Source organism: Rhodoferax potami (assembly GCF_032193805.1).
In the GTDB taxonomy this organism is placed as follows: Bacteria; Pseudomonadota; Gammaproteobacteria; order Burkholderiales; family Burkholderiaceae_C; genus Allorhodoferax; species Allorhodoferax potami_A.
Genome location: NZ_JAVBIK010000001.1, coordinates 1,525,215 through 1,537,220, shown reverse-complemented (window position 1 = coordinate 1,537,220; position 12,006 = coordinate 1,525,215). Strand labels below are relative to the sequence as shown.

Annotated in this window: 13 protein-coding genes; 4 read left to right on the top strand and 9 right to left on the bottom strand. The window is 62.7% G+C overall.

Annotated elements, in window-relative coordinates:
• Positions 1-39: 39 nt before the first annotated feature.
• Positions 40-894, top strand: coding sequence for a substrate-binding periplasmic protein (locus tag RAE19_RS07300; RefSeq protein ID WP_313874266.1), 855 nt, complete (start codon positions 40-42; stop codon positions 892-894).
• Positions 895-903: 9 nt separating this feature from the next.
• Here the strand turns inward: RAE19_RS07300 and RAE19_RS07295 are convergent, their stop codons facing one another.
• The 6 genes from RAE19_RS07295 to RAE19_RS07270 form a co-directional block, all read right to left on the bottom strand.
• A complete protein-coding gene (locus RAE19_RS07295) occupies positions 904-1,350 on the bottom strand; it encodes a CinA family protein (protein ID WP_313876194.1) in 447 nt (148 codons plus the stop codon).
• 74 nt (positions 1,351-1,424) lie between these two features.
• Positions 1,425-2,018, bottom strand: a complete 594-nt coding sequence (locus tag RAE19_RS07290; RefSeq protein WP_428983726.1) for a phosphatidylglycerophosphatase A family protein — start codon at positions 2,016-2,018, stop codon at positions 1,425-1,427.
• A 93-nt stretch (positions 2,019-2,111) separates the two neighbouring features.
• A complete protein-coding gene (locus tag RAE19_RS07285; protein WP_313874265.1) occupies positions 2,112-2,444 on the bottom strand; it encodes a LysR substrate-binding domain-containing protein in 333 nt (110 codons plus the stop codon).
• A gap of 12 nt (positions 2,445-2,456) precedes the next feature.
• Entirely contained in the window at positions 2,457-2,873 is a 417-nt protein-coding gene (locus RAE19_RS07280; RefSeq protein WP_313874264.1) for a PilZ domain-containing protein, read from the bottom strand.
• A gap of 179 nt (positions 2,874-3,052) precedes the next feature.
• A complete protein-coding gene (locus RAE19_RS07275) occupies positions 3,053-3,454 on the bottom strand; it encodes a DUF2177 family protein (protein WP_313874263.1) in 402 nt (133 codons plus the stop codon).
• Between the two features lie 109 nt (positions 3,455-3,563).
• Entirely contained in the window at positions 3,564-3,788 is a 225-nt protein-coding gene (locus RAE19_RS07270) for an HNH endonuclease (RefSeq protein ID WP_313874262.1), read from the bottom strand.
• Between the two features lie 431 nt (positions 3,789-4,219).
• On the opposite strand from RAE19_RS07270, the gene RAE19_RS07265 reads away from it, so the two are divergent.
• The gene (locus tag RAE19_RS07265; RefSeq protein WP_313874261.1) at positions 4,220-4,942 is read left to right on the top strand and encodes an EAL domain-containing protein; all 723 of its coding nucleotides are present in this window, start codon (positions 4,220-4,222) and stop codon (positions 4,940-4,942) included.
• A gap of 53 nt (positions 4,943-4,995) precedes the next feature.
• On the opposite strand, the gene thiL is transcribed toward RAE19_RS07265, so the two are convergent.
• From thiL to apaG, 3 genes are read right to left on the bottom strand one after another with little or no spacing between them, the layout of a single operon-like run.
• Entirely contained in the window at positions 4,996-6,027 is a 1,032-nt protein-coding gene (gene thiL, locus RAE19_RS07260) for a thiamine-phosphate kinase (RefSeq protein ID WP_313874260.1), read from the bottom strand.
• Complete coding sequence (locus RAE19_RS07255) at positions 6,024-8,003, bottom strand: site-specific recombinase (RefSeq protein WP_313874259.1); 1,980 nt, start codon at positions 8,001-8,003, stop codon at positions 6,024-6,026. The genes thiL and RAE19_RS07255 overlap by 4 nt, the downstream gene beginning before the upstream one ends.
• A gap of 8 nt (positions 8,004-8,011) precedes the next feature.
• On the bottom strand, positions 8,012-8,404 hold the full coding sequence (gene apaG / locus RAE19_RS07250; RefSeq protein WP_313874258.1) for a Co2+/Mg2+ efflux protein ApaG: 393 nt from the start codon (positions 8,402-8,404) through the stop codon (positions 8,012-8,014).
• A 78-nt stretch (positions 8,405-8,482) separates the two neighbouring features.
• Here apaG and rpe point away from each other — a divergent pair, with 78 nt between their 5' ends.
• Entirely contained in the window at positions 8,483-9,160 is a 678-nt protein-coding gene (gene rpe, locus RAE19_RS07245; protein ID WP_313874257.1) for a ribulose-phosphate 3-epimerase, read from the top strand.
• A 43-nt stretch (positions 9,161-9,203) separates the two neighbouring features.
• Positions 9,204-12,005, top strand: coding sequence for a putative bifunctional diguanylate cyclase/phosphodiesterase (locus RAE19_RS07240; RefSeq protein WP_313874256.1), 2,802 nt, complete (start codon positions 9,204-9,206; stop codon positions 12,003-12,005).
• Position 12,006: the final 1 nt, after the last annotated feature.

Here is a 12,006-nt window from a genome sequence, read left to right as displayed (position 1 = left end):
CACAGGCCGCACTATGATGATCAAGGGATTCACACAGGCATGACATCGATGGGCTTCACCAGTTTTCAACTGCAAGCTTTTCGCTCCAGCATCGGGGCCGCGCTGCTGTCGCTGGCGTGCGCGTGCGCGCCGGCTGCCGCCGAGGTGCTTCGGCTTGCGACCGGCCAGTTTGCGCCCTATGCCACCCAGGAGCGGCCTGACCAGGGTATTGCACTGGACATTGTCCGGCGCGCCTTCGCCTTGGAGGGGTTTGAGGTGGAGTACACCTTCAAGCCCTGGACCCGCACCCTCGAAGAGTCGCGCGCCGGCTTGTGGGATGCCACGGCCTATTGGGGTCGCAACCCTGAGCGGGACAAAGGTTTTCTGATCAGTGACAACGTGCTGACCGAGCAATGGGTGCTGGTGTACCGCCAGGCCGCTTTCAAGGAAGCTCCGTTCGACTGGAAGGGGCTTATTGACCTGAAGGGCCTGCGCATTGGGGTGGTGCAGTCTTACACCTACACCCCGGAGTTCCTGGCTCTGCTGAAGGCGGGCACTTTGAACACGGTCACCGCGCCAGATGACCTGGCGAGCCTGCGCTTGTTGATTGGCGGGCGTTTGGATGTGGTGCCTATGGAGCGCAACGTGGCGTGCTACCTGATGCAGCACCATTTCATGGACAGCGAGGTGCAAGACCTGCGGGCGCACCCGCGACTCTTTGCCCCTAACTTCACCACCCATGTGATGTTCAGCGACAAACTGCCCGACAGTGCGGCCCGCTTGCAGGCCTTCAACCGCGGCTTGCGGGCACTGAAGCGCACGCCCGCTTACACAGAAAAGCTCAATTGGCCGGGCTGCCGCTTGAATGCCATAGCCCCGGCGCCAGAGCGCACGCCCGCCAAGCCCAAACGTTAATGCGGCTTTTCAGGTCGCAGGTGTGAGCAGCTCCACCAGCCGCGTGAGGCTGTGGCGCAGGGTCGCGGTGCGGACTGCGGCGCGGTCGCCATCAAAGCGCTGCATGTCGCTCCACACACCATCGGGTGTGGCCCAGCCGAACCAGACCGTGCCCACCGGCTTGTCAGGGCTGCCGCCACTCGGTCCGGCTATGCCGGTCACCGACAGGGCCACTTGGCCCCTGGAGTGTTGCAAGGCGCCACTGGCCATGGCCCGTGCCACCGGCTCGCTCACCGCACCGTGGGTGGCAATCAGTTCAGCCGGCACGCCCAGCATGTCGGACTTGGCTTCGTTGGAATAGGTCACAAAGCCGCGCTCAAACCAGGCACTCGACCCCGCCAGCTCAGTGCAGGCAGCTGCAATCATGCCGCCGGTGCAGCTCTCGGCAGTAGCCAGCATCCATTGGCGTTTCAGCATCAAATCGGCCAAGGGCGCACATGGAATATGCGCGAGCAGCTCCTGATTTGATAGCGGGTGATTGGGTGTTGCGCTCACGCAAACCTCCAGATGGCAATCACCATCAGCGTGCAGCCGGCTGCCACCAGGTCGTCGAGCATGATGCCCCAGCCGGCCTTGGTCCAAGCAAAACGGTCGGTGTCGGCCTGCAGGCCATGGAAGAGCCGGTCGGCCCAGCCCACCGGTCCGGGTTTGGCCGCGTCAAAGTAGCGGAACAGGCCGAAGGCCAGTGCCTGCCCCACCAGCGAGGTGGGCGTGACCAGCCAAAGCACCAGCCAGAACGCCACGATCTCGTCGATCACGATGTTGCCCGGGTCCAGCACGCCCATGTTGCGTGCGGTGACAGTGCTGGCCCACCAGCCCACCGGAATGCTCAGGGCAATCAACACGCCCCAGCCGAACTCCCCCAGCCACTGCGACAGCGCAATGAACGCCACCCAGGCCCACAAGGTGCCGGAGGTGCCGGGTGCAATCCGCGACAGGCCGGAGCCCAAGCCCAGCGCAATCACATGCGCCGGGTGGGAGAACATGAATTGGGCGGTAGGCCCGGCCGGTTTGCGCGGGCGGGGTGGGTACAGGGGTTCGCCGGTCTGGGTATCGAGGGGAATCAGGGTGACAGGTTCGCTCATCCCCCGATTATTCAACGGCGCAGGCAGTGTGCTAAAGCGGATTAGCACGTCCTCCCGGCATCTTTTCGCTGCGAATGTTTTTCGTCGAGTGCGTCAGGACATGCCGGCAATCCATTCCGCCCGGTAATCCAGACAAGTGCGGACTTTTGGCAAGCGGTGCCGCTTCTGCAGCATCACAGCAAAGATGGGGACGCGGCCACCGCCGAAATGCGTTTGCAGCAAGGGCACCAGTTCGCCAGAGCGTACCAAGGGTGCTGCCATCAGGTCATTCAGGCGGGCGATGCCTACCCCATAGCGCACTAGGTTGAGCACCGTCAGCGCCTCGGTGGTGGTGCCCTCGGCGCGATTCCAGCGGTTCAGGGAGGGGCTGGCGCTATTAGCAATCAGGTATTGCGGGCAGACCCAAGCCGCCCGCGCACTTGCCAAAACCTCTGCCGCTCAGGCCATCGCCATGTGACCCACGGGATAGAGCGCGCAGCGGATCACCTGCTCGTTCTGCACCGGCAGGCCTTGCAGCAGGGTGGCCAAGCTGTGGCCCTCGGCGCGCGACACAAAGCCGCTGCGGGTGTAAATGCCGTCGGGCTGCGACCAGACCCACTGGACTTCGCCGCCATCCACCACCTCGAACCCGTCCGCACTGGCCACATGCAAATCCAGACGGAATGATTTGCCGGTGAGGTAGGAGCCCGCTTGCGACAGGATTTGCACCCCTCCTTCGCTGATGTCCAATATCAGCGCGGCAATCGCGTCGGGCTTGTTCGCATCGCGGAATACAAAGTAAGACGCTGTCTGCGTCCCGGTACCTATCCGGAAATAGGTGGCGCGGGTGTGGACGCGTTGTTCAGACACTGCCATGGCAAAACCTCTTCGAAAAATGCAACAGCAAGCATCCTGCGCCAAGCGCGTTGCAGGAATATGACGACGTTTTGATGACGAAACTTTTGCAGCCTGTTGACAATGCTATGTCAGCAGCACCTTCATTCACTATGCTGGAGCCTGAGGGGCACAAGGCCCATAAGCGCCCAAACCCTTATTTATGCAAAGCGCTGAAATGCCAGTCTTCCCGCGGAAGCAGCTCCGCAGCTCGCCACACATCCCCATGCCATGTCCAGCATCGCCAGCCCTGCCGGCCACTCTTTGAGCGTGGCCAGGTTGGTCAGGTCATAAGTGGCATAGGCCACGAGTCCGAACAGCGCGCCGCGCAACAAAGTGGCGGGCCAGTCGTCAGTCACCCCCCGGGGGGCTACAACAAACACCAGCAAACCTATGGGATACAGCACATAAAACAATGCAGCCACGCCAAGCCGGGGTTGCTCCGCCATCAGGTGGCCGATGCCCTCTTGGTAGAGGGACTGGGCCAGCCCGCCGATCCACAACACATCGAGCATCAAAAGCACAAGGGCGGTGGCCGCATAGGCCGCGAGGTGTTTGTTCATGGGTACAGCTTACCCAAAGCCGTGGTCGACTTGCAGCACCGGGGCGGGCCCGCCCGGCTGACGCAAGACAGCGAGGTTTACAAAGTTTTACCTCCAGCGCCTAGACCTCTCAGGCGGCCTGTTGTGGAATGTGGCGTCCCCGGTTACAGGTGCCATGGCTGATGGCCAAATTTTCCAGGTGGCTGCTGCCGCCCTCGCTTTGGGGGCGGATGTGCTCCAGCGTGGCGTCTTCGGGGGTGACGTGTTGACCGCAAACCCAGCAGGGCACTTGCCCATGCAGCTGCCGGGCGACGGTGTTGTAGATCTTGGTCCGGGTGAGAGAGAGGCGGCTCATGCCCTGATTTTCGGGGCAATTCGGGCACGTCCGAGGCTCCGGCTTGCGTTCGATCGGCAAGCGGCGTGTAATTGCCGGACATGGTGGGCATGAGGGGTTCGCGGGCAGTGTTGTCGGCGAATCCACAGGATCGGTGGTGGACTGTCACCTGCTACCGGTCTTGAAGGAAACGGTCTCTTCCGCGAGGGGCCTTGGCCCCGCCGCAGCGGGAGAGCTTTGCGGGTTTTTGAAAGGGTTGGAATGTCTGAATGGTTATCGAAAATGGGGAGCTGGTTGCGCCGGGCACCACGAGCCCGGGGGCGCAATGTGATGCAGTTGCTGGGCAGCGAAGGCCTGGCACCGGTGTTTCAGCCCATGGTGGACTTGCGCACCGGTATCGTGCTCGGGCAAGAGGCCTTGGTGCGCCCCCCCGCACCCTGGCTGATACGAGTTTGGAAGATCTCTGGAAGACCGCTGAGAAAGAGAACTGTCTCCAAGAGTTGGAGCTCACCTGCCTGGAAGCGGTGATGGAGCAATGGTCCTCGCAGATCGGCAAAGGCAAGCTGTTTGTGAATTTCAGCGCCCAGTCTTTGGTGCAGCTTCAGCAGTCGCAGGGCACCGCGAGTTTGTTGCAGCTGATGCACAAACACCGGATCAACCCCAAGCATGTCGGTTTGGATGTGTCCGGCTACACCCGTGTGCACAAGCTTGACGCCTTGCTCGACGCCTTGTCCCCCTTGCGGACGGCCGGTGTCACGGTGGCGCTCGATAACTTCAGTGCCTCCGAAAAAAGCATGAACGCCTGGAGTGTTTTGCTCCCGAACATGGTGAAGATGGCGCCCCGGTGGACCCACAACATCGCCACCGAATCAGAACAAAGCCGGATGGTGCGCAGCCTGGTGCGGATTGCCCGCACGCAAAACGCCTTGCTGGTGGCCAAGTCGGTGGAAACTGGGGAGGAACTGCTGACGATGAAGGCCTTGGAGGTGGATATTGCACAGGGCTTTTTCTTGGGCAGCCCTTCGTTAGAGCCTGCCCGCAGTTTGAACCTGCGGGCGCGGGACGCGCTCGGGTCCGGAGAAAACCTCAGCCCGCCCACTACCTCGGCCATGCCGATGACATCGGCGGAGGATATTCCCCCGGAGCTAGCGCATCGTTACTCGCTGTTGAACTAGGGGGCGGGGCAGCACGGGCGCCCACTGGTCTTTCGCTGCCCCTTCATGACCCTTTAGGACCCCGGTGTGGCTACCGCTTTGAAATGGTCAAAGCTGGCCCACTTGCCAAGTGCCTGGCTGCCGTCCGGCCACAGTACCCGCACGCCAGGTGCTGAGGTCACTGTGCCAACACGGGTGACCCGGGTGTTGCTCTTCGTGCCTGCAGCGGCAATGGCCTCGCGCTCCGCCGGGGCTGCGGTAAACACGAGTTCGTAGTCGTCGCCGCCGCTCAGCACATATTCGAGCACTGCAGCAGTACGATTCGATTGAGGGTCAAATAGGCCGTTAGCGCTCGTGGAATATGCGCTGCTAGCTATTAAATTCATAGCGTCGGCGGCCATCAAATCAGCGCCAACCTTGCTGGCTTTGAGAATGTGGCCCAGGTCGCCCAACAAGCCGTCGCTGACATCGGCCGCGGCGTGGGCGACACCGCGCAAGGCTTGGCCCAGGGCGACCCGGGGGCTGGGTTGCTCCAGGCGCTGGCGGGCTCGTGCCAAGTCGGGCGCCGGCAGTGCATCGCGGCCCCAGAGGCAATGCAGCGCCAAGGCCGCGTCGCCCAGCGTGCCGCTGACCCAGATGTCGTCGCCCGCTTGCGCTCCGCTACGCAGCAGCGCTTGGCCGGGCGGTATTTCGCCAAACACGGTGATGCAGATGTTGAGCGGGCCTTGGGTAGTATCGCCACCTACCAAGGGGCAGCTATGGGCATCGGCCAACGCAAACAGCCCTTGCGAAAAGTCATGCAGCCATTGGGCATTGGCTTCCGGAAGGCTCAGCGCCAAGGTAAAGCCCACGGGCGTAGCGCCGCAGGCGGCCAGATCGCTCAGGTTCACGGCCAGTGCCTTGTGGCCCAAGGTGCGCGGATCCACATCGGCAAAAAAGTGGCGCCCGCTGACCAGCATGTCGCTGCTGATGGCCCATTGCATGCCGGGGGTGGGTTGTAGCAAGGCGCAGTCGTCGCCAATGCCCAGCACCACCTGGGTGGGCAGAGGCCGGTGGGCGCGCGCAAAGTACTGCGCGATCAGCTCAAACTCACCAAGGGAACTCATTCTTTGGCGGGCCACAAAAAGCTCATCGGGGCTACGCGCAGACGTTGCCAGATGGCCGACCGGATGCGGGAGCGGTCTACCCCCGAGATGTTGTGAGCCTGCAGAGCCACCCTGAATGCGAGGTAAAAGCTCACGCCCACGTTCAGCAGGCCGATCAGCGGGATGCTGGCTGCCGCCCACCACAGGGCCGGGCTGCGCACCACCTCCCAGCCCAGCGCCGCGCAGGCCGCGCCCAATTGACCGGCTGACAGCGTGACGTGGCGCACATCGAGGGCAGGGCCCAGGAATGCCAGGATGGCGGGGACCAAGCCGAGCATCATGCCCAGCGAGATGTTGGCCGCCAAGCCCGAGATGTTGTGCCGCATGAACTGGGCCCAGCGATCGGCCCGCAGCGCACCCAGCCACGCGGTGATGCGGGGGTTGTAGCGGATGGCGGAGTCCAGGCGGTGCAGCACAAACCAGTTTTCGACCCAGCCCGCCACAATGCTGCTCGAGAAAAGCAACACGCCGGTGAACGCTGCAAACAGCAACGAGGGCCCGAGCAGCGTAAGCGAGTGCAGCACGTAATCCGCTTTTTCGGGGGTGAGCATGGGCGCGCCGGTGGTCAACACCATGGCGGCGGACAGCAGCACCGTGACCGGAAACACCAAGACCACGTTGCCCAATATGGCCGCCATCTGCGAGCGCACCAGGTGGGTGACCTCGTCCACAAAGGCCTGCAGCGCTTGCGAGTCTGAAATGTCTTTCAATTTGGCGGCCATGGCAGGGGCCGTCATCGCAGGCTGCTTGGTGGCCAGCGTGAAGTGCAGCATCTGGATCAGCACAAAGCTGGCGGCATACATCACGCCCGACCAGAACCCGTACCAGAACGCAGACAGCCCCAGCGCCATGATGCCGAACTTCATGGCGGTGGTCAGGGCCGTCAAGGCCCCGCCGCCAGCCGCGTTGCCGAGCATGGCCCGGTATTCCGCGCGGTTGCGGGTGATGTAGTGTTCGCCGGTCTCAGAGCTGCGCTCTGCCACCTTGGCCGCCAGCAGCGAGGAGTTGGAGGCAATCAAGGCGCCCACGCTGCGTTGCTCTTGTCCGACGCTGGCCAGGTGCGAGAGCAGCCTGGCGGTGCTGGTGTGGTCGGTGTCGTCGAGCAGGCAGTCCAGCAAAGCGCGCACCCGCAAGACCCGCTCGCGGAGCTGGCGAAGGCGGAACACCAGATCTACCGAAATGCCATGCGCATCCAGGTGGGAGTACACCGTGGCAGCGGCCTGCCGGCAGGCATCCAGCTGGGTGCGGAAGTGCTGCGCGGCAGCCCCGGTGTTGGCGCCGCCCAGCCAGGTGTCGATGACCTTGTCGAGGTCGGCGGCAAGGGTGTGGAACGGGCTGCCATCCCGCACCGGGCTGCTCATGCGCAGCCGCATTTCCTGGGAGAAGCCTGTGGCCCGAATCTGGCTGACACAAAACGTCAATGCATTGAGCAAGGTGTGTTGCCAGACGCTGACTGGCCGCAAAGCACCCACAGGCCCGGGGGGCGGCACCGACAAAGAGAGCAGGGTTGCCAGCCGTGTCAGGGCTTCTGCCGGGAGTGCAGCGATCCAGCGCGCATCCCGCGGGTCGTTGAGCACCAGCGCAAACAATTCGGAGGCATCTTGGGTTTCCGGCGTGGCCGGTAAGAGCTTGCGGTTCAGGCGCTCCATGAGCTCGCTCATGAAGGCGTTGCGGGACCCGAAGCCGTAGTCCGAGAGCAAGGTGCTGCCGTCGACAGTACCCAGCAGTTCGGCCCACCAGCTGCGCAGCAGGCTGGTGGTGTGGGGGCGCGCGGCCAGCACATCCAGTAGCAGCGTCACGCGTGCAACGGGTGCTTCCGGCGCGTCTTCGGCTCCGCGCACCCAGGTGATCAAGCGGATCAGCCAAATATGGCGATCCACCCCGGTGGTGGGGTGTTCCAGTTGTTCCAGCAGGGTCGAGAGGTCGTCTTGGGCCATGGCGTTACTCAATGCAAGGTGCGCGAGCCGCCGGCGTCGCTCAGGGCGTCCAGAACGAACATCGGGATATCGGTATCAAACTTCTCACCATCCTCGGCCACACAGAAAAAGCTGCCGTGCATGGTGCCGGTGGGGGTGCGCAAACGGGTGCCGCTGGTGTACTCGAAGGCCTGGCCGGGCTTGAGCAGGGGTTGCTGCCCCACCACCCCCAGCCCTTTGACGCGCTCGGTATGGCCGGTCGCGTCGTTGACGTTCCAGGTGCGGGAGATCAATTGGGCTGTCACCTCGCCGACATTGGTGATCGTGACGGTATAGGCGAAGACGTAGAGGTCCTCGTTCGGTGCGGATTGGTCCGCCAAGTATTGGGGGCTGACTTCCACCATAAAAGCATATTTGGCCATCGGGCAATGCTACCTGCGAAAATAAGCAATCCGAAATACCCCTATAAACCCGCTCACCCCTACCCGGACGTCGTTGTTATGACCTTTCGCATTGCTCCCTCCATCCTCTCCGCCGACTTTGCCCGTTTGGGTCAAGAAGTGACTGACGTTATCGCGGCAGGTGCGGACTGGATTCACTTTGATGTGATGGACAACCACTATGTGCCGAACCTGACCTTCGGCCCCATGATTTGCAGTGCACTCAAGCCCCATGCCAAAACAGCGGCCGGCGTGGCAGTGCCGATTGATGTGCATTTGATGATTTCCCCGGTGGATGCGCTGGCGGCGAGCTTTGCCGAGGCCGGTGCGGACTACATCAGCTTTCACCCCGATGCCTCCGGCCATGTGCACCGCAGCGTGCAGGCGATCAAGAGCAAGGGCGTAAAAGCCGGTTTGGTGTTCAACCCCGCCGAGCCTTTGGATGTGCTGGACTGGGTGATCGACGACATCGACCTGATTCTCATCATGAGCGTGAACCCCGGCTTTGGTGGGCAGAGCTTTATTGACTCGGCCTTGCGCAAGATCGAGGCAGTGCGCAAGCGCATCGACGCAAGCGGTAAAGACATCCGCCTTGAGGTGGACGGTGGTATCAAGACCGACAACATCCGCCGCGTAGCCGATGCTGGTGCAGACACCTTTGTGGCTGGCAGTGCTATTTTCGGCAAGCCGGACTACAAGTCGGTCGTCGATGCCATGCGCCTGGCGCTGGCGGCTTGACGCGTCGCTCGCTGATCCAGCGCTGCATCACACTCCGCGATTTGTGGCTACCCCCCGCGTGCTGATGCAGCGACTCCGCGTGCCTCCTTCGGGCGGGCTGTACACCCATGTGCTGGTGCGCTGCGCCATGTACGGGGTGTTGCTGCTGCTGTTGGTGCTCGGGATTTACCGTGCCGTTTTGTCTTTGCAGTGGCAGGAAAACCGGCAATTGGACCTGCACATATTGCACAGCGTGTCCGAGCAGCGGGTGTTGCTGCAGCGGCTCAGCCTGTTGGTCCCCGACCCGGAGGCGCAAGCGCCGGACCCTGATCGTTGGCAGGCGCTGGCGTCTACCACGCTGCGACTGCGCAAAGAGGCGGATGTGCTGGATCAAATGCAGCGCCGCCAGTCGGAGAGTGCCCCGCTTTCTTCCCGGGAAACCATTGCTGCCTTGAAGGATTGGCTGGTAGTCCGCGAGGCCCTGTGGGCGTCACTCGACCGGGCTAATCTGTCCGGCGAGACGCCCCGGGCGCTGCAGGACACGGAGGTCCGCAGCACCATGCGGGTCATCGCGCGTGCGGAGATGACGCTGTACACCTTGGCGCAGCAGTTGGCCGCGGATACCTCGCAGCGCAGCCACCGCCTGATTAGAACGATATGGGCTATCGTCGGTGGGGTTGTGCTCCTGATCCTTGCGCTGGCGGTGTTTCTGGTGGAGCCCACTGCCCGGGCGGTGCGCCGCCAATATGAAGAGTTATCGCGCCAAGCCGAGCGGCTTAAGCGCATGGCGACTGTCGCCGAAATCAGCTCCAATGCGATTGCCATTACCGATGCCTCCCACCGGGTGACCTGGATCAATCAAGCATTCACCGAGCTCACCGGTTACACCAGCGAGGCGGCGCAAGGCCGCCGGATCGGCACGTTGTTGCGGGGGCGCAGTGCGGACCCGACGCATTTTTCAGAGTTCACCGAAGCCCTGGTCCAAGGCCGTGGCATCAAGCGTGAGGTCCGCATATTGACGAGGCAAGGCTTGCGGGGCTGGGTGCTGGTGGACATGCAGCCGATTGCAGACCCTGCAGGCGGCGACGCCGGTTGGGTGCTGGTGGCCACCGATTTGAGTGAAGTGCGCTCCCAGCAAGAGATTTTGTCGTTGGCCGTATCCGGGGCTGGCTTGGGGATTTGGCATTGGGATCTGTTGGATAACACCGTGGGCTGGAACCGCCGCATGCAGCAGTTCCTGGGCTATCCCGACGGAGTTTTGTCCCCCCACGCAGAGAGTTGGAAAGCATTGATTCACCCGGACGATTGGTTGCCCTGGAAGGAGTCGATTCGCCAACACCTGCTGGATGAAACCCACGAGCACCGGCTCTCGGTGCGCTTGCGGCATCAGTCCGGTCGCTGGATCTGGATTTTGTTTGCAGGCCGCGCGGCGGACCGCACGGTGCAAGGCCGGGTGCTGCGGATTGCCGGCGTGGCGATGGACGTCAATGCCCAAAAGGCCTTGGAGCAGCAGCTCCGCTCTGCAGCGCGCACTGACGACTTGACGGCCTTGCCCAACCGGACCGTGATGCTTGAGTTGATCCGCACGGCGATTGAGCGGCACCGGACCGAGCCGGGCTACCACTTTGCCGTCCTTTTCATGGATTTTGACCGCTTCAAGCAGGTCAACGACACCTTGGGCCATACGGTGGGCGACGGTCTGCTGCGCCAAATCGCGCGCCGCCTCGAAGACAGCCTTCGGCCGGGTGATGCCTTTACCCTGGGCGACGACTTCGAAAAAGTGGCGGCCCGTATCGGCGGAGACGAGTTCGTGGTGCTGCTGGATGACATTCGGGGCGATCTCGATGCAATCCATGTCGCGAGCCGTTTGCTGGACACTTTGGCCGTGCCCTACACCGTGGAGGGGCACCGGGTGATTTCTACGGTGAGCATCGGCATCGTGACCAGCGCCCACGCCGAGCCCGATGCTGACAGCGTGCTGCGCGACGCTGACATCGCCATGTATGAAGCCAAGCGCACGGGCCGTGCGCGCTATGTGGTGTTCGACCCTGCCATGCGTTCGCAGGTCAGCAATTCCGTGGCGCTCGAAAACGACCTGCGCGATGCGCTGGCCCAGCGTGAAATGTCAGTGGTGTACCAGCCGCTTGTGGATCTGCCCGGATACGGGCTGGCGGGAATGGAAGCCTTGGTGCGTTGGCACCATCCGGTGCGCGGCGCAGTGTCGCCGGTGGACTTTATTCCGCTGGCGGAGTCTTGCGGCTTGATAGCCGCCTTGGGCCAGTTCGTCTTGCAAGAGGCCTGCCAGGCTTTTGAAAAAATGCAGCGTGTGCTGGGTCCGGAGGCGCCACCCAGTGTGTCGGTCAACCTGTCCCGTGCGCAACTCCGGGAGCCGGGGCTGGTGGATGCGGTGCGGGACGCCCTGCGTCTGGCCAATATGGAGCCCTTCCAGCTGGTGCTGGAAGTCACCGAGAGCTTGGCCGCGCAAGATGCGCTGGTGCAAAGCACCTTGCAAGACCTGCGGGCGATGGGTATTGCGCTGTCGCTGGACGATTTCGGTACCGGCTACTCGTCGCTTGCGTGCTTGCACGAGCTGCCGGTTCACTCGGTGAAGATCGACCGGTCGTTTGTGAACTTGCTCGACAAGAGCGAATACCACCGGGTGCTGATCGAAGCGACCCTGCGGGTTGCTGCAACGCTCAAACTCGGCACTGTGGCCGAAGGCATTGAAACCGAGGCGCAAGCCTTGCAAATGGCGGCCATGGGTTGCCAGAAAGCCCAAGGGTATTGGATTGCCAAGCCTTTGCCCGTGAATGAACTCGTGTCCTGGATTCAGGCGCGCGCCATCAGGAGTGGAATTCGTGAGTGAG

Coding starts and splice junctions, on each gene's coding strand:
- RAE19_RS07270 (WP_313874262.1), bottom strand. CDS start 3,788: ATGAGCCGCCTCTCTCTCACCCGGACCAAGATCTACAACACCGTCGCC.
- RAE19_RS07300 (WP_313874266.1), top strand. CDS start 40: ATGACATCGATGGGCTTCACCAGTTTTCAACTGCAAGCTTTTCGCTCC.
- apaG (WP_313874258.1), bottom strand. CDS start 8,404: ATGGCCAAATATGCTTTTATGGTGGAAGTCAGCCCCCAATACTTGGCG.
- RAE19_RS07290 (WP_428983726.1), bottom strand. CDS start 2,018: ATGAGCGAACCTGTCACCCTGATTCCCCTCGATACCCAGACCGGCGAA.
- rpe (WP_313874257.1), top strand. CDS start 8,483: ATGACCTTTCGCATTGCTCCCTCCATCCTCTCCGCCGACTTTGCCCGT.
- RAE19_RS07275 (WP_313874263.1), bottom strand. CDS start 3,454: ATGAACAAACACCTCGCGGCCTATGCGGCCACCGCCCTTGTGCTTTTG.
- RAE19_RS07280 (WP_313874264.1), bottom strand. CDS start 2,873: ATGGCAGTGTCTGAACAACGCGTCCACACCCGCGCCACCTATTTCCGG.
- RAE19_RS07295 (WP_313876194.1), bottom strand. CDS start 1,350: ATGCTGAAACGCCAATGGATGCTGGCTACTGCCGAGAGCTGCACCGGC.
- thiL (WP_313874260.1), bottom strand. CDS start 6,027: ATGAGTTCCCTTGGTGAGTTTGAGCTGATCGCGCAGTACTTTGCGCGC.
- RAE19_RS07255 (WP_313874259.1), bottom strand. CDS start 8,003: ATGGCCCAAGACGACCTCTCGACCCTGCTGGAACAACTGGAACACCCC.